The following is a 22,382-nucleotide window of genomic DNA, read 5'->3' as shown; positions in this document are numbered from 1 at the left end:
CCGGCATGGGCCGGCGTGGCCGGCCCGGGGGGCGTGTCAGCCCGCCGCGATGCGCTGCGCGAGGTGCGCGAGCGCTTCCTCGACCTGGTCGACCAGGATCAGCGACAGGTCGCCCGGCTGGAGGCGCGCCAGTGCGGTGTCGATGGCGACGAATTCGCCGCGGATCTCGTCGATGTAGCGTGTGCGCGCCGCGCCCTGCAGGCCCTGGCGCAGCAGCGCCATCACCTCGCCGTCGGCGCGGCCGCGCTGGGCCGCGTCCTGGTACAGGATCACGTCGTCGAAGGCCTGGCCGAGGATGGCGGTCTGGTCGCGGATGTCGGAATCGCGCCGGTCGCCCGCGCCGCTGATCACCACCGAGCGCTTGTTGGCCGGCATGGTGTCCACGGCCGAGACCAGCGCGCGCATGGCGTCGGTGTTGTGGCCGTAGTCGGCGATCACGGTGGCGCCGCGGTAGTCCATGACGTTGAAGCGCCCCGGCACCCCGGCCGCGTCGTTCATGAAGCTCGCGAGGCCGCTGCGGATGGTGTCCCAGTCCAGGCCCACGGCCCATGCGGCGGCCACGGCCGCCATCACGTTGTCGACCTGGAAGCCGATGGTGCCGCCGCGCGTGATCGGCACGTCGCGCAGCGCGATGCGCTCGCGCCAGGAGCCCTCGGCGGCCACCAGCGTGTCCTGGTCCACATAGACGGTGCGCTTGCCCTGCGCGCGGTGCGTGGCCATCACCGGATGCTGGCGGTCGGCGGTGAAGAAGATCACGTGGCCCGGGCAGCCCGCGGCCATGGCGGCGACGTTGACGTCGGCCGCATTGAGCACCGCATAGCCGTCGGGCGCGACGTTGCGCACGATCACGCGCTTGAGCACCGCGAGGTCTTCGACGGTGGTGATGTAGTTGAGGCCCAGGTGGTCGCCGCTGCCGATGTTGGTGACCACGGCCACCTGGCAACGGTCGAAGCCGAGGCCCTCGCGCAGGATGCCGCCGCGCGCGACTTCGAACACGGCCGCATCCACGTCGGGGTGCATGAGCACGTTGCGCGCGCTCTTGGGGCCGCTGCAGTCGCCGCTGTCCGTCTGGCGGCCGTCGACGTACACGCCGTCGGTGTTGGTCATGCCGGTGCGCAGGCCGCTCGAGGCGAGCAGGTGGTTGATGAGGCGCGCCGTGGTGGTCTTGCCGTTGGTGCCGGTGACGGCCACCACCGGAATGCGGCCGTCGTCGCCGTGCGCGAAGAGGGTGTCCATGACGGCCTCGCCCACCGCGCGGCCGCGGCCGAACGAGGGCGAGATGTGCATGCGCAGGCCGGGCGCGGCATTGACCTCGACCACGCCGCCGTGCTGTTCCTCCAGCGGGCGCAGCACGTTCTCGCAGACCATGTCGACGCCGCAGATGTGCAGCCCGACCATCTGCGCCGCATCGACCGCGCGCGCGGCCACTTCGGGGTGCACGGTGTCGGTCACGTCGGTGGCGGTGCCGCCGGTGGACAGGTTGGCGTTGTTGCGCAGCACCACGCGCTGGCCGCGCGCGGGCACGCTGTCGGGCGTGAGGCCCTGGGCCTCGAGGCGGCCGATGGCAATGTCGTCCAGGCGGATCTTGGTGAGCGAGGTGGCGTGGCCTTCGCCGCGGCGCGGGTCGAGGTTCACTGCCTCCACCAGCTGGCGCACGGAGGCGCTGCCGTCGCCGATCACGTGCGGCGGATCGCGCCGCGCGGCGGCCACGAGGCGGTCGCCCACCACCAGCAGGCGGAAGTCGAAGCCGGGCAGGAATTTCTCGACCATGACTTCGCCGTACACGGCGGCCGAGTCGTAGGCGGCCGTGAGCTGCTCCTCGGTCGTGATGTTGACCGTGACGCCCTTGCCCTGGTTGCCGTCCTGCGGCTTCACCACCACGGGCAGGCCGATGTCCATGGCCGCGGCCCAGCCGTCTTGCGCATCGGAGACTGGCCGGCCCAGCGGCACCGGCACGCCGGCGGCGTTGAGCAGCTGCTTGGTGAGTTCCTTGTCCTGCGCGATCGACTCGGCCACGCCGCTGGTGCTGTCGACTTCGGCCGCCTGGATGCGGCGCTGCTTGGAACCCCAGCCGAACTGCACCAGGCTGCCGCTGGTCAGCCGGCGGTAGGGAATGCCGCGCGCCACGGCGGCATCGACAATGGAGCCGGTGCTCGGGCCGAGGCGCTCGGACTCGTCGAGGTCGCGCAGCTCGGTGATGGCGGCGGCGGCGTCGAAGGCGGTGTCGGCCTGCGCGGCCGCGATCAGCTGTTCGGCCAGTTCGATCGCGCGGCGGCCCACGGCCTCTTCGCTGTACTGGAACACGACCTGGTAGACGCCGTCTTCCACCGTGGGCGAGGTGTGGCCGAAGTTGACCGCGCAGCCGGCCTGGGCCTGCAGCGCCACGGCGGCGTTCTCGAGCACATGCGCCAGTGCCAGCGGCTGGCCCAGCACCATGGGATGCAGCTCGCCGATGGTGGGAAACCGTGCGCGCAGGCGGGCTTCGAAGCCCGGCAGGCGGCTGATGGCGTTCTCGTCGCCTTCGCAGGCAACCACCGCTTCGATGGCGGTGTGGCGGCTCCAGAGGTTGGGGCCGCGCAGGGCGCGGATACGGGTGACTTTCATGGGCGGCGGCGCGCTTCAGGCGAGTTGCAGTTGGGGGGACGAGAGCGGCTGGGTCTGCGACAGCTGCAGCGAGGCCAGCGCCGCCTGCAGGTCGGCCTCGAAGGCCTCGACGCCGGCGCCGATGAGGTTCAGCGGAATGCCCAGCGCCCAGGCCGCGGCCACCGCGGCCAGCAGGCTTTCCAGGCTCACGCCCACGTGCGTGGCGCGCCAGACGGTCAGCCGGCCGAGGCCGGGCAGGAAGGATTCGCTGCTGCCGTTGGCCAGCACCACGCGGTCCTGACGCACCAGCACGGCCTTGCCGCCGGCGGCCTGGTGCGCGGCGAGCGCGGCAGCTTGCGGGTCGACCGCATAGAGAATGACGGCGCCGTCGCACAGCGGCGCCAGGCCTGCCACGCGCGGATCGCCTGCATTGAGCACCGCGGTGCCTTCGCCCAGCACCACGTCGACCTGCGTGCGCAGCACCTTGACCATCTGGTCGCTCTCGGTGATGTCGTAGTCGGTCAGCGCCTCGGCGCCTTCGAGGTCGGTCACGATGCCGATCTCGCAGCGGTCGTAGGCCAGGCCGTCGCGCAGGATGGTCTCGGCGCCGTTCTCGATCACCACGGCTTCCACCGCGCGGTTCACCAGCAGGCGGCGGCCGGCCTCCCAGTTGGCGCTGTCGCGCGCATCGACGCGGCGGCGCTCCAGGAACAGGCCGTCGCGGCAGGCCAGGCCCGTGTGGCGCCCGCCCAGGTTGATGAGCCAGGCGACCAGGCGCGCGAGCACCGCGGTGTCGCGCGAGCCGGCCACGCCGATCACGGGGATGCGGCCCGGCGCATCGCCCGGGAACAGGTGGTCGCAGATCGCGCGACCCACCGGGCGCGGCGAGCCGACGGCCGGCTTCAGATGCATCAGCAGGCCGGGGCCGGCATTCACTTCCACGATGGCGCCGCGCTGCGGGCCCAGCGGCTTGCCGATGTCCTGCGCCACCAGGTCGATGCCGGCGATATCGAGGCCCACCACGCGAGCGGCCAGCACGGCGGCATGCGCGACTTCAGGGTGGACCTGGTCGGTGCAGTCGTTGGCCATGTTGCCGTTGCGCTGGATCGTGACCACGCGGCCGGCGGCCGGCACCGAGGCGCCGTCGAGTTCCTGGCGCTTGAGTTCGAGCTGCAGCTTGGCGTCGCTCTCCAGCACGATCAGGTCGAGCGGATATTCCTCTTCGGCGCCGCGGCGCGGATCGCTGTTGAGCTGCTTCTCGATCAGCTCGGCGACGCTGCTCCTGCCGTCGCCCGTCACGGTGATGATCTCGCCGCGCGCGGCCGCCACCACTTCGCCGCCCACCACCAGCAGGCGGTGTTCGTGGCCGCGGATGAAGCGTTCGACCATCACGTCGCTGCCCTCGGGCTCGGCCACCGCGAAGGCGGCCATGACTTCCTCGCGGGTGGTCAGCTCGAGCGACACGCCGCGGCCGTGGTTGGCGTCCGACGGCTTCACGGCCACAGGCAGGCCGATGTCCTCGGCCGCTTCCCAGGCCTCTTCGGCATTGGCGACCACCTGGCCCTCGGGCACAGGCACGCCGCAGCTCGCGAGCAGCGACTTGGTGAGCTCCTTGTCACTGGCGATCGATTCGCCGATGGCACTGGTGTAGTCGGTCTCGGCGGTCCAGATACGCTGCTGGTTGGCGCCGTAGCCCAGTTGCACCAGGTTGCCGCTGTTGAGCCGGATGTGCGGAATGCCGCGGTCGGTGGCGGCGGACACGATGGCCGCGGTGCTCGGGCCCAGGTAGCAGTCCTCGACCTTGGCCTTGACTGCATCGACCGCCTTCTGCACGTCGGCCGAAGTGAACGGGTCGTTGTTGATGGCCGCCATCAGCAGGCGGTGGCCTTCGGCCAGCGCCACGCGGGCCACCTGCTCGTCGCGCGCGCGGAACACCATGCGGTAGACGCCGTGCTCCGAGGTGCTGCGGGTTTGCCCGAAGCCGGTCGGCATGCCGGCCAGGTTCAGCAGTTCGATCACCACGTGTTCGAGCACGTGGCCCGACCAGGTGCCTTCGGTCAGCCGCTGGATGAAGCCGCCGCGCTCGCCCACGCCGCAGTGGTGCTCGATGAGCGCCGGCAGCAGGGCCGTGAGCCGGTCGGTGAAGCCGTCGATCTTGTTGGAAGGGTAGTCCTCCAGCTGGCCCAGGTCGAGCCAGACTTCCAGCACGGGCCGGTAGGTCCAGAGGTTGGGACCGCGCAAATAGTTGATGCGCAGCAGGCGGATGTCGTCGAAACGGGTCATGCAAACGTTCGATGTGCTTTGGCCGAGCACCGCGGCGCCTTCAAGCGCGCCCATGGCAATCGGTCAGAATCGGCGCCCGACAAAGGACGCCATGGCGCGGTCCCTGAGGCCCGCGACGGGCAAGAGTCAAAGAAACACAATGCAACATCACGATCCAGTCGGCACCCGGGAGGGCGAAATCGAGACGGCCTCAGACGCGCTGAAAAGCCGGCTCGCAGCCGCGGAAAACGTTCTGGTCACACTGCCGGTTGACCTTGACGATGAACTTCTGTTTACCTTTGGGCTCGTGGCCCTCACCGACCGGCGGCTGCTGGCGCTGCAACCGGACGGCCAGTGGTGTGAGTGGACACTATCAGATTCATCGCTCCGCCTCCATCTGAGCGACCATTCGGGTGTTGGAACACTCGACCTGGTGGGCGCCGAGGGCCGCCTCGCGCGCTGGCGCTACACGCTGGCCAGCCAGCCGGCCGCGCTGCGGCTGCTCAAGCTCTTCGGCCAGCGCGAGAACGGCACTGTCGCGGAGGCGACAGCCGAGCCCGATGGCGACGAGCTGGCCTCGCCCGACGCCGAGCTCCAGACGCCGCCCTCGACCTGGGTGCTGCTGCGGCTGGGCCGCTTCGCCAAGCCCTACCGCAAGCAGCTGATCGCCGGCTTCCTGCTGACGCTCGTCTCCACGGCCGCGACGCTGGTGCCGCCCTACCTGACCATTCCGCTGATGGACGACATCCTGATCCCGTTCCAGAACGGGCAGAAGATCGACCCGGCCCGCGTCGGGCTCTACCTGAGCGGCCTGCTCGGCGCGGCGCTGGTCGGCTGGGGTCTGGGCTGGGCGCGCACCTACCTGCTGGCGCTGGTGTCGGAGCGCATCGGCGCCGACCTGCGCACCACCACCTACGAGCATCTGCTGACCCTGCCGCTCGACTATTTCGGCGGCAAGCGCACCGGCGACCTGATGGCGCGCATCGGCTCGGAAACCGACCGCATCAACGTGTTCCTCTCGCTGCATGCGCTCGACTTTGCGAACGACGTGCTGATGATCGTGATGACCGCGGTCATCCTGGTCTCCATCAATCCGCTGCTGGCCGTGGTCACGCTGGTGCCGCTGCCCTTCATCGCCTGGATGATCCACGTGGTGCGCGACCGGCTGCGCACCGGCTTCGAGAAGATCGACCGCGTGTGGTCCGAGGTCACCAACGTGCTGGCCGACACCATCCCGGGCATCCGCGTGGTCAAGGCTTTTGCGCAGGAGCGCCGCGAAGCCGAGCGCTTCCGCGTGGCCAACGCCTACAACCTGCAGGTCAACGACAAGCTCAACCGCACCTGGTCGCTGTTCACGCCCACCGTCTCGCTGCTGACCGAGATCGGCCTGCTCGTGGTCTGGGGCTTCGGCATCTGGCAGGTGGCGCGCGGCAGCATCACGGTGGGCGTGCTCACGGCCTTCATTGCCTACATCGGACGCTTCTACACGCGGCTCGACTCGATGAGCCGCATCGTCTCGGTCACGCAGAAGGCGGCGGCCGGCGCCAAGCGCATCTTCGACATCCTGGACCACGTGAGCAACGTGCCCGAGCCCGCCAACCCGGTGAAGATCGAGCGCGTGCAGGGCCGCATCGAGATGAGCGGGCTGGGCTTTCGCTACGGTTCGCGCGCCGTGATCCACGACCTCGACCTGACCATCGAGCCCGGCGAGATGATCGGCCTCGTGGGCCACAGCGGCTCGGGCAAGAGCACGCTGGTCAACCTGATCTGCCGCTTCTACGACGTGACCGACGGCGCCATCAAGGTCGACGGCACCGACATCCGCCGCTTCGCCGTGGCCGACTACCGGCGCCACGTCGGGCTGGTGCTGCAGGAGCCGTTCCTGTTCTTCGGCACCATCGCGCAGAACATCGCCTACGGCAAGCCCGACGCCACGCGCGCCGAAGTGGTGGCCGCCGCGCGGGCCGCGCATGCGCACGACTTCATCCTTCGCCTGCCGCACGGCTACGATTCGCTGGTGGGCGAGCGGGGGCAGGGCCTGTCGGGCGGCGAGCGCCAGCGCATCAGCATTGCGCGCGCGCTGCTCATCGATCCGCGCATCCTGATCCTCGACGAGGCTACTTCGGCGGTGGATACCGAGACCGAGAAGGAAATCCAGAAGGCGCTCGACAACCTCGTGCAGGGCCGCACCACCATCGCCATCGCGCACCGCCTGTCGACGCTGCGCAAGGCCGACCGGCTGGTGGTCATGGACCGCGGCGAGGTGGTGGAGGTCGGTCCGCACGACGACCTGATGGCCAGGCAGGGCGCCTACTGGCGGCTCTACCAGGCGCAGCTGCGCCAGGCCGACGAGGAGGCGAGCGAAGGCGCCGTCGACGAACGCGCCGGCGCGCAGCTGCCGCTGGCCATCAGCCATGCGGCCCACCCGGCCGGAGAAGCATGATGAGCGACACCATTCCCACTTTCGATCTCGAGCGCGATGCCTTCGGCCGCCTGGTGCTGACCGATGCCGAGGGCGAGCGCCACGAGGGCGTGACGCCCGTGCGCGCCTTTCCGCTCAGCGCGCCCAACGAAGGCGTGTCGCTGGTCGGCAGCGAGGGCCGCGAACTGGTCTGGATCGACCGCCTCGAAGCGCTGCCTGCACAGATCAGCGCGCTGCTCGAGCAGGAACTCGCGGTGCGCGACTTCGCGCCCACGCTGCTGAAACTGCACCGCGTGTCGAGCTTCGGCGTGCCCAGCACCTGGACCGTGAGCACCGACCGCGGCGACACCAGCTTCGTGCTCAAGGCCGAGGAAGACATCCGCCGCCTCGAAGGCGGCGCACTGCTGATTGCCAGCGCGCACGGCGTGCAGTTCCGCATTCCCGACTTGAAGGCGCTCGACCGCGCCTCGCGCAAACTGCTGGAGCGCTTTCTCTAGACCGCCCCGTTCAGGCCGAGGCCGCGCTGCCCGGTGCGGCCGGCAATGCAGGTGCCGGCTGCGTGGCCGCGCGGGCCTGGCGGTGGCCCCACTCGGTGATCGGCTTCTCGAACCGGCGGTAGAGAAAATCGGAGACAACCAGCGCCGCGCCGAAGGATGCGAACAGCAGCGTTGCCCCCGCCACCGTGGTGGGCGAGATGCCGATCACGGCCTGCGCTGCCAGGTACTGCACCAGGTACATCGCGTACGAGCGGCGCCCCACGAACAGCATGAAGCGCGACGAAAGAAGCCTGCGCAGCCAGCTGTTCGTCGCAACCAGCGAGGGCAGCCACAGGCCCACCAGCACCACGTACACCGCGATGAGCTGCGGCTCGCCGAAGCGGGCGCTGATCGTGAGCGACTTGCGGTGCACCAGGAACAGGGCCAGCGCAATGGCGATGGCGGCCGCCTGCGTCATGAGGCCGCGCATCCATGCGAAGGTCCGGCGCGTGTGCATCGCCATCGCCACCATCGAGCCCACCAGCATCCCAAGGTAGTGCCAGGGCGAGAATCCGGCCGGGTGGGCGCCCGTCATCCAGACGGCCGCCAGCAGCGCGAGGCTGCATCCGGCGATTCCGAAGCGCGAGGCGGCCGTGGAACCGAACAGCGCGAACAGCGCCGGCCACACCAGGTAGTACTTCCACTCGATGCCCAGCGTCCAGGTCATCTGCAGCGGCGCGAAGCCGGCAAACTCGTTCAGCAGCGTGAGGTAGTAGGGCGTGGCCGCCTTCATCTGCTCCCAGGCCGCACCCTGGGCAACATAGCTTAGCGCGAGCACCAGCAGGTAGACCAGAAAATACAGCGGCAGGATCCGGGCCGCGCGCCGGATGTAGAACGCCTTGAGCGACACCGTGCCCGTGGCATCGCGCTCGCGCAGCAGCAGCGTGGTGATCAGGAAGCCGGAAAGCACGAAGAAGGCATGCACGCCGAGCCAGCCCGAGAACTTGTCCCAGCGCGGCCCGCCGAAGTGGAACCCGAAAACAAGGAAGACGGCCACCGCCCGCAGCCCATCGAGTGCTGCGAAATTGCGGGTCTCCAGGTAATCGTCGGGGCCGTGGATCGACCCTTGTTCGCGCATGTTGAGCGGTGCCTCTCCTTCGGATCGCGCGGATTCTGCCCGAGATAGCACTTTCGTGGTGCATCGGCAGGGTCGGGCGGCCGCGGCTGTTGGTGCGGCGCCACGCTGCGCCGCCAGGGCTGCGAAAATCGCGGTTTTGAAGAGACGGACATGCCCCTGCACACCACCGCCCTCGTCCTGTTCTCCGGCGGCCAGGATTCGACCACCTGCCTCGCGGACGCGCTGTCCAGGTACCAGCGCGTCGAGACGCTGGGCTTCGACTATGGCCAGCGGCACCGCGTCGAGCTCGACGTGCGCGGCACCATCCTCGCCAAGATGCGCGAGCGCTTTCCCGACTGGGCGCCGCGCCTGGGCGAAGACCACGTGCTCACGCTGGCCGCGCTGGCCCAGCTCGGCGGCTCCTCGCTCACGGAGGAAGTCGCCTTCGAGATGCAGGCCGACGGCCTGCCCAACACCTTCGTGCCGGGGCGCAACCTGCTGTTCCTTACCCTGGCCGGCGCGCTGGCCTACCGGCGCGGGCTGCAGGTGATCGTCACCGGCGTCTGCGAGACCGACTTCTCCGGCTATCCCGACTGCCGCGACGACACCATGAAGGCGATGCAGCTCGCGCTCTCGCTCGGGCTGGAGCGCCGCCTGGTCATCGAGACGCCGCTGATGTGGATCGACAAGGCCGAAACCTGGCAGATGGCGCACCGCCTGGGCGGCGAGCCGCTGGTCGACCTGATCGTGGAAGAAACCCACACCTGCTACCTTGGCGACCGCACGCATCGCCAGGCCTGGGGCTATGGCTGCGGCGAGTGCCCGGCCTGCGAGCTGCGCAAGAAGGGCTGGGAGCGCTATGCTTCGCGCCCCCAGGAGGCCTAGGTAGCCGCCGTTTCCAGCCGGTAGCGCGCGCCGCCCGCCGGGGCGCCTTCGGGCTGGGGCACCAGCGTCCAGCGCTGGTTGTGGAAATCGCCGACCGCCGCGCGGTGCGCGATCGACACCATGGCGCCGCCCGCGGCCTTCACGCGGTCGGAGAGCCGCTTGTAGAGCACGCCCTCGGCCTCGGCATCGAGCGCGCTGGTGATCTCGTCGGCGAAGAGCCATGACGGCTTCTTCAGCAGCACGCGCGCGATGGACAGCCGCTGCTGCTCGCCGCCCGAAAGCTTCTGGCTCCAGGCATCGCTGTCGTCGAGGCGGTCCACGAGGTTGGGCAGCAGCGCGTCGACCAGTGCCTGGCGCAGCTCGGCATCGCTGTAGTTCTCGGCCGGATTCGGATAGGTCAGCGCATTGCGCAGGGTGCCGTCGGGCACGTAGGGACGCTGCGGCATGAACACCGCGCCATCGGGCACCTTCACATGGCCGCGCGCGAACGGCCAGATGCCGGCAAAGGTGCGGAACAGGGTCGACTTTCCGCTGCCCGACGGCCCCTGCAGCAGCACGCTGTCGCCCGGCTGGACCGCCAGCGCCGCGCCGGCCAGCAGCGAGGTGCCGTTGGGCAGCGCCACCGTGAGATCGCCGGTCTGCAGCGCGGGCGCGCTGCCGTCGCGCTCGAGCGACTGGCTGCGCGCGGCGTGCGCGCGCATCGCGTCGTCGAAGCTGGTGAGGCGGTCGGTGGTGGCGCGCCAGACGGCCACGCGGTCGTAGTTGTCGACGAACCAGCTCAGCGAATCCTGCACCTTGCCGAAGGCCGACGAGATCTGCATCAATTGGCCGAGCTGGATGGCGCCGCTGAAGAAGCGCGGCGCGGCCACCAGGAACGGAAAGATCACCGCCGCCTGCCCGAAGAACGAGGTGAAGGTGATCAGGTTCTTCTGCTGCTTGATGAGCACCAGGTAGTTGCGCAGCACGCTGCCGAAGCGCAGGTCGAGCTGGCCGTGCTCGACCTTCTCGCCCTTGTCCAGCGCAATCGCCTCGCTGTACTCGCGCACCCGCACCAGGTGGTGCCGGAAGTCGGCTTCGAAGCGCTGCTGCCGGAAGTTGGTGCCGATCAGCGGGCGGCCGATGAAGTGCGTGATGGCTGTGCCGACCACGCAGTAGGCCACCGCCAGCCAGACCATCGCACCCGCGATCTGGTAGCTGCTGCCGCCCATCGAGAACGCGAAGCTGCCCGACAGTCCCCAGAGGATGCCCACGAAGCTCACCAGCGTGACCACGGCGTTCAGGAGGCCCATCGACAGCGTCATCGTGTAGTCGGTGAACATCTGCATGTCCTCCTGGATCCGCTGGTCGGGGTTGTCGGGCGCCTGGCCGTCCTGGTTCGCGTAGCGCGCGAGTTCGAGGTGATAGAAAGTGCGGTCGGACATCCAGCGCGACAGGTAGTCGCGCGTCATCCAGCTGCGCCAGCGCAGTTGCAACAGCTGCGTCACATAGAACTTGAGCACCTGCACCGCGATGTTGAAGAAGGCGATCCAGCCGAAGACGCCCACCTCGCGCCAGAAAACCGCCGAATCCTTGTTCTGCAGTCCGTCGTAGAAGCGCCCATACCACTGGTTGCCCAGCACCGCCACGTACACGTAGAACAGGTTCAGCGCGACGATGCCCAGCAGCATCGCGCGGGCGCGCCATTTTTCCTCGGAACGGAAGTAGGGCGCCGCAAGCGCGAAGACGCGCTTCACTACCTGGGCGAACGTGGCGGCACGCGCCGTGACGGATAAAGACATGCAGGTTTCCTCGCTGGGCGCAGGTGCGCCGGACATCGTGAGGAATCGATGGTAGTCAAATGTTCCTTAAGCAGGGCTGAACCGGCCCGGATGCTCGGCAAGCGCTCAGCGCAGCATGGTGCGCGCCGCGATCTCCAGGAAGTGCTTGAGCGGCGGCGTCTCGAGTCCCTGCACCTTCGCTTCCTCGTCCCACAGCCGCAGCCGCACGGCATCCGCGGCCCAGCGCTGATCGGCAAAGCGCTGCGCCGCAGCGTCGTCCATCACGCCGCCCTGCAGCGCGAGGCTGCGCACCGAATCGGGCGAAAGCCGCGCGAAGTAGCCCGGCCGTGTCGCGCAAAGGTAGCGCTTGGCGTCCACGTGCAGCCGGATCGGCTCGCGCACCTCGGCGCCGAAGACGCCGCGCAGGAGCGGCATGGCGATGTACTGGTGGCGGTCGTCGATGCCCAGTTCGGTGGGCGAGCGCGACAGCGTCTGGTGCTCGGCGATCAGCAGGTGTCCGAGGTCGTGCAGCAGCGAGGCCGTGACCAGCGCATCGCCCGCGCCGGCCTGCTCCGCGAGCCATGCGCACTGCAGCGCATGCTCGAGCTGCGACACCGGCTCGCCCGCATACGCGACCCCGCCACGTTCGGCGAACAGGCGGGCGATTTCGGCGAGGTCGAGTGTCATGGAGCTGGGGCGAAGGCGGAATGCGCGGAGCGAGGGCACGCAGCTTCGCGCATTCCGATGACCGGGGCATGACGAAGCCCGCGGCACTGCACCGGCGCACGGCTCGGTCGGCATGGCGTCCGACTTGACTTGCGGGAAGGCGGGCATAGCATCCGCCGCATGAGAAGCACAGTCCTTGTTCTTCTGCTCTGCATCGGCCTGGTAGCGGCCGGCTGCAACGACAAGCCCAAGCCCGGCGTCCCGGTGCCGAAGGCTTCGGCCGACGTCGTGATGCCGGTCCCGTTCGCGGGCTGATTCGCCCCTCCCGGGCGCGCGGGCGGCCATGCGCCGCCGGGCATTGCGCGTGCTCGCCTTGGCATGTCCGCGCCCGGCGATATCCTTGGCGCGGAGCAAAAAACAATGAAGACTTTCGAGACAAGCGCCCACGCGGCGGATTCGCGCTACGCCATGCTGCGGCTCGGCCTCACGCTGCTGGTCATGACGGTCGGCAGCAGCGGCATGTACGTGGTCTCGGTGATGCTGCCTGCCGTGCAGACCGAGTTCGGCGTCGCGCGCGCGGACGCCTCGCTGCCCTACACGCTGCTGATGCTCGGCTTCGGCGTGGGCGGCGTGCTGATGGGGCGGCTGGCCGACCGCTTCGGCGTGATGTGGCCCTTGCTGATCGGCGCGCTGAGCCTTGGCGTGGGCTATGTCGCCTGCGGCATGGCCGATGGCATCGTTTCCTTCATCGCGGCGCAGGCCGTGCTGGTCGGCCTGCTCGGCAGCGCCGCGGCCTTTGCGCCGCTGGTGGCGGACACTTCGCTCTGGTTCGTCAAGCGGCGCGGCATCGCGGTGGCGGTGTGCGCGAGCGGCAACTACGTGGCCGGCGCCATCTGGCCGCCGATCGCGCAGCACTTCATCGAGACGGTCGGCTGGCGCCAGACCTACATCGGCATGGGCCTTTTCTGCGGCCTCGCGATGGCGGCGCTTGCGCTCTTCTTCCGTGCGCGGCCACCGGCACTGGCGGTCGTGCCGGCCAGCCATGCCGGCCATGCCGCGCGGCGGCGCGACCTGACGCGGCCCTTCGGTTTCAGCATGGGCACGGCCCAGGGCCTGCTGTGCGTGGCGGGCGTGGCCTGCTGCGTGGCCATGGCGATGCCGCAGGTGCACATCGTGGCCTACTGCGGCGACCTCGGCTACGGCCCGGCGCAGGGCGCGCAGATGCTGTCGCTGATGCTGGGCTTCGGCGTGGTGAGCCGGCTGGTGTCGGGCGCGATCTGCGACCGCATCGGCGGGCTGCGCACGCTGCTGCTGGGCGGCGCGCTGCAGGGCGTGGCGCTGCTGCTGTTCCTGCCGTTCGACGGGCTGGTGCCGCTTTATGTGATCTCGGCGCTGTTCGGCCTGTTCCAGGGCGGCATCGTGCCGTCCTACGCGATCATCGTGCGCGAGCACTTTCCGCCCGAGGAAGCCGGCGCGCGCGTCGGCACGGTGCTGATGTTCACGCTGTTCGGCATGGCGCTGGGCGGCTGGATGTCGGGCAAGGTGTTCGACCTCACCGGCAGCTACCACGCGGCGTTCCTCAACGGCATCGGCTGGAACCTGCTGAACGTCAGCATCGCGGCGATGCTGCTGTTCAGGGTCCGGCATCTGCGGCTTCGCACCGCCGCGGCGTAGCTCGCTGCGTCAGAGGTCGGGCATGCCCATCGCCGGATCGCTGACCGTGTGCCGGCCGGTCTCGACGCGGCCGGCAAAGCGGCGCACGAAGCTCGTGTCGGCATCGCAGCTCACGGCAAAGTCGTACCACGCGCCGCTGGCTGCGAGGTCCCAGTGCAGCTCGGCCTTGGCGCCGCCTGCCACCGTCGCGGTCCACGGGCCGTCGCTGCGGTAGGCCTTGGCGCGCACGCTGAACTTGCAGGCGTTCTTGCCGCCATTGAGCATTTCCAGGTAGACGTTGCCGTTGGCGATGTCGTAGCACACGCGCACCTCGGGCATGGCGGCGTCGCCGGCGCGCAGGGCGTTCAGGTCGCCCTTGAAATGGCGGTGGAAGCCGTTGGGGCCGAGCACCCAGAGGTCGTAGAAGCCGCTGTCGTCGCGCATCGCGCTCCATGCATCGTCGAGCGTCTTGCCGGGCTCGACCATGTAGCGGCGCGGCAGGCGGTCGAGGTTGAGCCTGTCATAGACATGGAACACCGCGCTGGCCGTGCCGGTGTTCGAGAACAGCAGCTGGATCTTCCCGCCGATGGCATCGGCGCGGGCACTCGTGTGCAGTTCGTAGGGCAGCGCGCGCGAGGGCCGCGTGCCGGTGGCCTGGCGCGGCAGCAGCGGGTCGAGCGGCAGTGCCACTTGCGCCAGGGCCTGCTGGTCGGCGCGCAGCTTGTCGGCGTCGGCCCTGGTCGTGCGCCCCGCCAGGGTGGGCAGCGCTTCCGTATTGGGCGTGGCGAAGTTGAAGGCACTGGTGAGATCGCCGCACACTGCGCGGCGGAAATCGCTGATGTTGGTTTCCTTCACGCCGAAGCGCGTCTCGATGAAGCGCAGCACGGAGGTGTGGTCGAAGGCCTGCGAATTGACCCAGCCGCCGCGGCTCCACGGCGACACCACATACATCGGTACGCGCACGCCGGGGCCGTAGACGCGGCCATCGGGCGGCGGCTGGTCGGTGGTGCCGGGCGGATTCGGATGGTTGAAGTATTCGGGCGCGAGCGCTTGCACTGGCAGCGTGGTCTTGCCCGCGGGCGTGCCGTCGGCGTTGATCGAAGGCGCGGCCGGCGAAGGAACGTGGTCGAAGTAGCCGTCGTTCTCGTCGAAATTGATGAACAGCACGGTCTTGCTCCACACCTCGGGAACGGCGGTGAGCGCATCGAGCGTTTCCTGGATGTACCAGGCGCCCTGCACCGGGCTCGACGGGCCGGGGTGCTCGGAATAGGTCGCGGGCGCGACGATCCACGAGACCTGCGGCAGCTTGCCGTTCCTGATGTCCTGGCGGAACTGCTCGAGAAAGCCGCCGTCCGGCATGGTGTTGGCAACGCCCTTGTAGAGCGGATTGCCGGCGTCGTCGCTGGCCGGGTCGTAGGCGGGCGAGATGGCGTCGTTGCTCACGGGCTTGCCCGAGGCTTCGTTGGCGAGCCGGTACTGCTTGAAGCCGGCCAGCGAGTTGTCGCCGAAGTTCTCGGGCATGTTCTGGTAGACGATCCAGCTCACCTTGGCTTCCTGCAGCCGCTCGGGGTAGGTCTTCCAGCTGTAGCCATTGGCCGAGCTGTCGATCGAATCCCACTCGTTGTTGACCGTGGCCACGTTCGCGCCGGTGGGGCCGTTGGTGCCGGTCCAGAGGAACATGCGGTTCGAATTGGTACCGGTGTGCATGCTGCAGTGGTAGGCATCGCAGAGCGTGAAGGCGTTGGCCAGCGCGAACTGGAAGGGCAGCTCCGCTTCTTCGAGGTAGCCCATCGATTGCGTGAAGGGCGCCGTCTTGGTTTTCTTGTAGCGCACCCATTCGTACATGCGGCCGCCAGCCCACGCAGCCTGGCCGTCGCTCCAGCTGTGCGGCGTCCCGGCCACGCGCTGCGCGTTGCCCTTCGAGCCGTCGAGGTGGTAGGGCAGCACTTCCTTGCCGGCGTCGTCGAGCTGCTGCCACACGCTGCGTCCCTTGGGCAGCGGGATGGTGAAGCGGTCGCCGAAGCCGCGCACGCCCATGAGCGTGCCGAAGTAGTGGTCGAACGAGCGGTTCTCCTGCATCAGGATGACGATGTGCTCGACGTCCTTGATGGTGCCGGTCTTGTTGTTGGCGGGAATGGCGAGCGCGCGGCGGATGCTCGGCGGAAAGGCCGAGAGTGCGAGCGCGGCGGCACCGGTGGTGGCTGTGCCTGTGAGGAAACTGCGGCGTGAGGTCATGGTGTTGTTCTGGTGTGGGAGGGTGTTCAGGGTGCGCAGCGCATCTCGGGCTTTGCGCCGGTGTCGGGCGGCGGTGTCGTGGGCGTGGTTGGCGTGGTGGGCGTCGGCGTGCCCACGCCGGGCAGGCCGCCGAAGAAGCCGCCGCCACCGCCGCTGCCGCCGCCGCAGGCGGAAAGGGCGCAGGCCAGGATCAGCGCGGGAACGAGCCGCGCAGGCAGGGATGAAAGTCGCATGGGGATTCCTTGGGAGTCGTCGTTGCGTGGGCGCCCGGAAGAGCGCTGAAAAAAGACCGCGCGGGCTCGAAGACGCAGCGCCGAAAAGGCATCGCGAAGCACCCGCGCGGAGGCAGGCCGCAAGACTAGGGAGATCGCGTTACATCGCCATGAACAAGCGATGACAGGGCAGCGGCGCAGGGCGCGCCGCGGGAGCGCTCAGCGCTCGTTGCTGATGCCGCTCGAGACGTGGCCCGCGGGCACGTGGCGTGCTGCGGCATCGACGTGGCCGGTCTGGTCGTCGAAGAAGAAGTCGGGTTCGAACTCGCGCAGGAATTCGCCCTTCGGAAGGCCGCCGAGGAACATCGCTTCGTCGACGCGGATGTTCCACTTCATGAGCGTGCGGATCGCGCGCTCGTGCGCCGGGGCGCTGCGCGCAGTGACCAGCGCGGTGCGGATGCGCATCTGCGCATTGCCCGCCATCTGCAGGCGATGCAGCGCCGTCAGCAGCGGCTTGAAGGGCCCTTCGGGCAGCGGCAGGTCGGCCTTGCTGAGCTCGTGCGCCTGGAAGGCGTCCAGGCCTTCGGCCTGGAATACCCGCTCGGCCTCGTCGGAGAACAGCACCGCATCGCCGTCGAACGCGATGCGCACTTCGTTCGGCCAGGCATCGCTGGCCTTCACCGATTCGACCAGCACGCGCGCGGCCGGAAAGCCCGCGTTGAGCGCTTCGCGCACGTCCTGCGCATTGACCGAGAGGAACAGGTGCGCGCGCAGCGGCCGCAGATAGCCGAAGGGCGGGCGTCCCTGCGTGAACACGCCGCGCTGCAGCTTGATGTCGGCCGCCGCGCTCGAGCGGAAGATGCGCATGCCCGAGACCGGGTCGTTGCGCGAGAGGATCACCACCTCGACGCGCTGCACGCCGTCGTCGTTGAAGCGCAGCAGCTTGCGGATCAGCGAGTAGGCGATGCCCGGCGCGGCCGGCACGTCGATGCGGTCGAGTTGCAGCTTCATGTAGCCCTCGTTGTCGCCGGCCTCGAAGATCCTGTTTTCCTCTTCGAGGTTGAACAGCGCGCGCGAGGAGATCGCGACCACGAGTTTGTCTTCGAGCGTGACGGGCATGGCGTGCAGTGCTTCCTGGCGGACTTACTTGACGAACTGATTGAGCTGGATGATAGGCAGCATCACCGCCAGCACAATGAGCATCACCACGCCGCCCATGGCCACGATCAGCAGCGGCTCCAGGATGGTGGCCAGGTGCATGGCGCGGCGCTGCACCTCGGCGCCCAGCTGGTTGGCGGCACGCTGCAGCATCAGCGGCAGCGTGCCGGTCTGCTCGCCCAGCCGCGCGAACATCGAGACCAGTCCGGGAAAGCGTTTTTTCTGCGCCAGTGCCGAGGCCAGCGGCGCGCCTTCGCGCACCAGCACCAGCGCGTCGAGCGCGTCCGCGCGCATGGCGCGGTTGCCCAGCGTCTCGGACGCCGCCTGCAGCGCGCGCAGGATCGGCACGCCGGCGGTGGCCAGCATGGCCAGCGTGCTGGCAAAGCGCGCCGCGTTGTAGCCGCGCGCGAGCTTGCCCACCAGCGGCAGCCGCAGCCAGGCGGCGTCGAACTTCAGGCGGAAGGCCTCCTGCGCCAGCGCCAATCGCGCGGCAATGGCGGCGAACACCACGCCGCCCAGCATCCACCACCCGTAGTTGCGCACCGCCGCGCTCAGCGACAGCATGACCGTGGTGAGGAAGGGCAGCGAGCGCTTGGTGCCCGCGAACACCTGCGCCACCTGCGGCACCACGTAGCTCACGAGGAAGATCACGATCACGATCGCCACCAGCGTGACGATGGCCGGATAGAGCGCGGCGCCGATGAGCTTCTGCTGCAGCGCCTGCCGCTCCTCCAGGTCGTCGGCGAGCCGGTCGAGCACGAGGCCGAGGTTGCCGCTTTGCTCGCCTGCGCCGATCACGGCGGTGTAGATGGGCGAGAACTCGCGCGGATGGGCCGCGAGCGCGCGCGCGAAGGGCGAGCCCGCGTTGACCTCGGCACGCAGCGAAGCGACCAGGTTGCGCTGCGGCTCGGTCTCGGCTTCGTCGGTGAGCGCGGTCAGCGCGCGTTCGAGCGGCAGGCCCGAAGAGACCAGGCCCGCGAGCTGGCGCGTCCAGACCGCGAGGCCGGTGGAGCTGAAGACCCTGGCGCCGCCGCCCAGCCAGCGGCGCAGGCCGCCATTGCCGGTGCCGTTGACGTGGCTGCTGCTGACTGGCGTGACCGATAGCGGAATGAGCGCCTGCGCGCGCAGCAGGCTGCGGGCGCTGCGCGCGGTGTCGGCCTCGAGCACGCCTTCGCGCGACTGGCCGCTGGCATCGATGGCTTCGAAGGAATAGGCGGGCATGGCGGTGCCGGGCGGGTCAGTCGCGCGTGACGCGGAGCAGTTCGGCGCGCGAGGTGATGCCGGCCTGCACCAGCCGTTCGCCGTCTTCGCGCATTAGGCGCAGGCCGCCGCGCGCGCCGGCCTGGAGCAGTTCGCTCTCGGCCGCCTTGCTGTGGATCAGGCCCTGCACGGTCTCGTCGGCCACCAGCAGCTCGAAGATGCCGGTGCGGCCCTGGTAGCCGGTTTGCCCGCACACCTCGCAGCCGGCGCCGCCGCAGGCCGTGCAGACCTTGCGCACCAGCCGCTGCGCGAGCACGCCCAAAAGCGACGAGCTCAACAGGAAAGGTTCCACGCCCATGTCGGTCAGCCGCGTGACGGCGCTGACCGAATCGTTGGTGTGCAGCGTCGCCAGCACGAGGTGGCCGGTGAGCGAGGCCTGGATGGCGATCTGCGCGGTCTCGAAGTCGCGGATTTCGCCGATCATGATCACGTCCGGGTCCTGCCGCAGGATCGCGCGCAGCGCCTTCGCGAAGGTGAGTTCGATCTTGGCGTTGATCTGCGTCTGGCCCACGCCCGGCAGTTCGTACTCGATCGGGTCTTCCACCGTCATGATGTTGCTGCGGCTGGCATCCAGCCGGGCCAGCGCGGCATACAGCGTGGTGGTCTTGCCCGAGCCCGTGGGGCCGGTCACCAGGATGATGCCGTGCGGCTGCGCAATGAGCTTCTCGAAGCGCGCGAGCGTGTCGCCCTGCATGCCCACCGATTCGAGCGTGAGCTTCGATTCGCTCTTGTCGAGCAGGCGCAGCACCGCGCGCTCGCCGTGCGCGCTGGGCAGCGTGGAGACGCGCACGTCGACCGCGCGCGTGCCGATGCGAAGGCTGATGCGCCCGTCCTGCGGCAGCCGCTTCTCGGAGATGTCGAGGTCGGCCATGATCTTCAGGCGCGAGATCAGCGCGGCGTGCAGCGCGCGGTTGGGCTGCACCACCTCGCGCAGCGTGCCGTCGATGCGAAAGCGCACGGATGAGGTGCGCTCGTAGGGCTCGATGTGGATGTCGCTCGCACCATCGCGTGCGGCCTGCGTGAGCAGCGCGTTGAGCATGCGGATGATCGGCGCATCGCCGGCGCTTTCCAGCAGGTCTTCCACCGCCGGCAGCTCCTGCATCATGCGCGAGAGATCAGCGTCGCTCTGCACCTCGCTCACCACCGCGGCGGCACTCGACTCGCCCTGCGCATAGGCCGCGCTGATGCGCTGCGCGAGCGGGCCGTCGGCCAGCACCTCGAAGGCCTGCACGCCGTACTTGCGCGTGACCTCGCCGACCGCGCTGCGCGAGGGATGGCTCGACATCCACAGCGTGTGGCTGCCGTCGTCGGCTTCTTCGAGCAGCAGCTGCTGGCTGCGTGCGAACGCGTAGGGCAGGGGATGGCGCATGGGCTTCAGGGCAATTCGCGCGAGCTGGTCGGGTCGGCCGTGGGCGGCAGTGCGCCGCGCAGCGGGCTCGGGCGCAGGCTGCGCGTGTCGGCGGGCGGGCGCGGCGGCGGGATCAGCTGCGTGCCCTGGATGCGGTCGCTGCCGCTGCTATTGCTGCTGGTGTCGCGGCTGCCCGCGCGCGGCAGCGGTGCCTCCGGCAGCACGGGCGCGGCATCCACGCCGCGCAGCATGACGTTGTCGGTGTTCGGCTGGGTGCGCTGCTGCATGCCGCGGATCTCGTCGTAGCGGTCGTAGGCAAAGGCTTCGGTCGAGGCGCCGTCGCGCATGACGGCGGGGCGCAGGAACATCATCAGGTTGCTCTTGTTGCGCGTACGGATCTCGTTCTTGAACAGGTTGCCGAGCACCGGGATGTCGCCCGCCACCGGCACTTTCTCGACCGTGTTGCCGTAGTCGTCCGACAGCAGCCCACCGAGCATGACCAGGCCGCCGTCTTCCACCAGCACGCTCGATTCGATCGAGCGCTTGTTGGTGGTCGGGCCGTTGGGGTTGTTGATGGTGTTGCCGTCGACGGTCGAGGTCTCCTGGAAGATGGTCATCTTCACGGTGCCGTTCTCGTTGATGGTCGGGCGCACGCGCAGCGTGAGGCCCACGTCCTTGCGCTCCACCGTGGTGAACGGGTTGATGCCCACCGAGCCCGAGGTGCTGGCGTACTGGCCCGTGACGAAGGGCACGTTCTGGCCGATCACGATCTTGGCTTCCTCGTTGTCCAGCGTCAGCAGGTTGGGCGTGGAGAGCACGTTGGCGTCGCCGTCGCTGTTGAAGAAGTTGGCGATCGCGCCCAGGATGTACTGCCCGCCGATCTTGCCGGCAATGCCGAGGTTCAGCCCCGACGACGGCCGCACGTTGGCCACGTCGCGGGTGGCCAGTGCCTGCGTCAGCGCCAGGATGTTGGCGCTGGCCAGGCTCGAATTGGTGCCGATGACCGCGTTGTTGCCCAGCGCGCTCTGCCACTGGACGCCGAAGTTGGCGGCCTTCTTCGCGCTGACCTCGACGATCAGCGCTTCGATCATCACCTGCGCGCGCCGGCCGTCGAGCTTGTCGATCACGGCGCGCATCTGCCGGTACTGCGGCTCGGGCGCCGTGATGATCAGCGAGTTGGTCGACGGGTCGGCCTGGATCTGTCCGCCGGTCGACGGCTGGTTGGCATTGTTGAGCGGCGCGTTGGCGGCCGCCGAGCCGCCGCCTTGCCCGCTGAGATTGACCGGCATGGCCTGCGGAACGTTGGCTTGCTGCTGCGGTGCGCCGCCGCCACCGGCGGCCCCCGGTGCGCCCGGCGTGCCGGGCAGCTGGTTGGCTGCCATGGCGGCGCGCAGCGTGGCCGCCAGCCGCACCGCATCGGCGTTCTTCAGGTAGACCACGTAGATGTTGCCGGCCGCGCCGTTGCTGCTCTCGGCGGGTGCGCGGTCGAGCTTCTCGACCAGCGTGCGCACCAGCGCCGCACGCGCCGGGTTGGCCGCGCGCAGGATCAGCGCGTTGCTGCGCGGGTCGGCCAGCAAGGTGGTGCGGAACGAGGCATCGGCCGTGCCCGGCGCGGCGGCGCCCGGCGTGGCGCCCGAGCCGCTGCCGTCCACCAGCCGGGTGATCAGCGGCAGCATGTCGGTGGCGATCGAATGCTTGAGCGGGATCACCTCGATGTCCGACGCATTGGGCACGTCGAGCGCCGCGATGATGCGCGCCAGCCGGCGCATGTTGTCCGCGTAGTCGGTGATCACGAGCGAGTTGTTGCCCGGGTTCACGTTGATGGTGTTGTTGGGCGGAATGAGCGGGCGCAGCACCGGCAGCAGGCTGTTCGGCGATTCGTAGTTGAGCCTGAAGATCTGCGTGACGATCTGGTTGCCGGCCACCGAGCCGGCGCTGGGCGTCGCGGTGTTGACGGTTTGCGTCTGGAGCTTGGCGTCGGCTTCGGGCACCACCTTGTAGAGCCCTTCGGCCTCCACCACCGCAAAGCCCTGCAGGCGCAGCGCGGAAGCGAACTGGTTGAACGCCGCGGCCGGCGCGATAGCCCGGTCGGTGACGAGGTTCATCGTGCCCTTCACGCGCGGGTCGACCACCACGTCGCGGCCGGTGACCACCGCCATGGTGCGGGCCACGGCCTCGATGTCGGCGTTGGCGAAGTTGAGCGTGATGGGCTCGCCCCGGCGCGGCGCGTCGCCGGACTGCGCGAACACGGGCGGCGCGGCCTGCAGCAAGGTGGCGGCAACCAGCATCTGCGCTGCGAGTGCAACGACGGCGAGGCGGCTGCCGGGCGAAGTCAGTGGCTTCATCAT

Annotated in this window: 16 protein-coding genes; 5 read left to right on the top strand and 11 right to left on the bottom strand. The window is 69.3% G+C overall.

The annotated features are described in order from the left end of the window. Positions 1-36 precede the first annotated feature (36 nt). Positions 37-2,604: a cyanophycin synthetase gene (gene cphA / locus IB278_RS07460; RefSeq protein ID WP_192323085.1), complete on the bottom strand. Its 2,568-nt coding sequence runs from the start codon at positions 2,602-2,604 to the stop codon at positions 37-39. A 15-nt stretch (positions 2,605-2,619) separates the two neighbouring features. Beyond that, positions 2,620-4,866, bottom strand: a complete 2,247-nt coding sequence (gene cphA, locus IB278_RS07455; RefSeq protein WP_225612786.1) for a cyanophycin synthetase — start codon at positions 4,864-4,866, stop codon at positions 2,620-2,622. Positions 4,867-5,005: 139 nt separating this feature from the next. Between cphA (IB278_RS07455) and IB278_RS07450 the strand changes: the two genes are divergently transcribed. Together IB278_RS07450 and IB278_RS07445 are read left to right on the top strand one after the other, a co-directional pair. Continuing rightward, the gene (locus tag IB278_RS07450) at positions 5,006-7,288 is read left to right on the top strand and encodes an ABC transporter ATP-binding protein (RefSeq protein WP_192323083.1); all 2,283 of its coding nucleotides are present in this window, start codon (positions 5,006-5,008) and stop codon (positions 7,286-7,288) included. Then, a complete protein-coding gene (locus IB278_RS07445; RefSeq protein ID WP_192323082.1) occupies positions 7,288-7,764 on the top strand; it encodes a DUF1854 domain-containing protein in 477 nt (158 codons plus the stop codon). The genes IB278_RS07450 and IB278_RS07445 overlap by 1 nt, the downstream gene beginning before the upstream one ends. Before the next feature lie 10 nt (positions 7,765-7,774). Here the strand turns inward: IB278_RS07445 and IB278_RS07440 are convergent, their stop codons facing one another. Beyond that, positions 7,775-8,881 carry an acyltransferase family protein gene (locus tag IB278_RS07440; protein ID WP_192323081.1) on the bottom strand — a complete coding sequence of 369 codons (1,107 nt, stop codon included), beginning with the start codon at positions 8,879-8,881 and terminating at the stop codon, positions 7,775-7,777. A 150-nt stretch (positions 8,882-9,031) separates the two neighbouring features. Between IB278_RS07440 and queC the strand changes: the two genes are divergently transcribed. Next, positions 9,032-9,745, top strand: a complete 714-nt coding sequence (gene queC, locus IB278_RS07435) for a 7-cyano-7-deazaguanine synthase QueC (protein WP_192323080.1) — start codon at positions 9,032-9,034, stop codon at positions 9,743-9,745. Here queC and IB278_RS07430 read toward each other — a convergent pair. Then, positions 9,742-11,523, bottom strand: a complete 1,782-nt coding sequence (locus tag IB278_RS07430; protein WP_192323079.1) for an ABC transporter ATP-binding protein/permease — start codon at positions 11,521-11,523, stop codon at positions 9,742-9,744. The two genes, queC and IB278_RS07430, sit on opposite strands and share 4 nt — an antisense overlap. Positions 11,524-11,628: 105 nt before the next feature. Further along, positions 11,629-12,189, bottom strand: coding sequence for a phosphonate degradation HD-domain oxygenase (locus tag IB278_RS07425; protein WP_192323078.1), 561 nt, complete (start codon positions 12,187-12,189; stop codon positions 11,629-11,631). Positions 12,190-12,348: 159 nt separating this feature from the next. On the opposite strand from IB278_RS07425, the gene IB278_RS34060 reads away from it, so the two are divergent. After that, entirely contained in the window at positions 12,349-12,483 is a 135-nt protein-coding gene (locus IB278_RS34060) for a hypothetical protein (RefSeq protein WP_259347628.1), read from the top strand. Between the two features lie 105 nt (positions 12,484-12,588). Then, positions 12,589-13,842 carry an MFS transporter gene (locus IB278_RS07420; protein ID WP_192323077.1) on the top strand — a complete coding sequence of 418 codons (1,254 nt, stop codon included), beginning with the start codon at positions 12,589-12,591 and terminating at the stop codon, positions 13,840-13,842. A gap of 9 nt (positions 13,843-13,851) precedes the next feature. Here IB278_RS07420 and IB278_RS07415 read toward each other — a convergent pair whose 3' ends face one another. The 6 genes from IB278_RS07415 to gspD all read right to left on the bottom strand — a co-directional run bounded on the left by IB278_RS07415 (position 13,852) and on the right by gspD (position 22,382). Continuing rightward, complete coding sequence (locus IB278_RS07415; RefSeq protein ID WP_192323076.1) at positions 13,852-16,056, bottom strand: phosphocholine-specific phospholipase C; 2,205 nt, start codon at positions 16,054-16,056, stop codon at positions 13,852-13,854. 26 nt (positions 16,057-16,082) lie between these two features. Beyond that, positions 16,083-16,289, bottom strand: coding sequence for a hypothetical protein (locus tag IB278_RS07410; RefSeq protein WP_145740880.1), 207 nt, complete (start codon positions 16,287-16,289; stop codon positions 16,083-16,085). Positions 16,290-16,487: 198 nt separating this feature from the next. Next, a complete protein-coding gene (locus IB278_RS07405; RefSeq protein WP_047783717.1) occupies positions 16,488-17,387 on the bottom strand; it encodes a 5'-nucleotidase in 900 nt (299 codons plus the stop codon). 24 nt (positions 17,388-17,411) lie between these two features. Continuing rightward, entirely contained in the window at positions 17,412-18,647 is a 1,236-nt protein-coding gene (gene gspF / locus IB278_RS07400) for a type II secretion system inner membrane protein GspF (RefSeq protein WP_145740881.1), read from the bottom strand. A 16-nt stretch (positions 18,648-18,663) separates the two neighbouring features. Then, positions 18,664-20,055 (bottom strand): GspE/PulE family protein, encoded by a 1,392-nt coding sequence (locus IB278_RS07395; protein ID WP_145740882.1) that lies wholly within the window; start codon positions 20,053-20,055, stop codon positions 18,664-18,666. Between the two features lie 5 nt (positions 20,056-20,060). Next, a complete protein-coding gene (gspD, locus tag IB278_RS07390; RefSeq protein WP_145740884.1) occupies positions 20,061-22,382 on the bottom strand; it encodes a type II secretion system secretin GspD in 2,322 nt (773 codons plus the stop codon).

It is taken from the genome of Variovorax sp. VRV01, assembly GCF_014852545.1.
Lineage (GTDB): Bacteria > Pseudomonadota > Gammaproteobacteria > Burkholderiales > Burkholderiaceae_C > Variovorax > Variovorax beijingensis_A.
The sequence above is the reverse complement of the archived record's forward strand: the minus strand, read 5'-3'. Positions and strand labels throughout refer to the sequence as shown.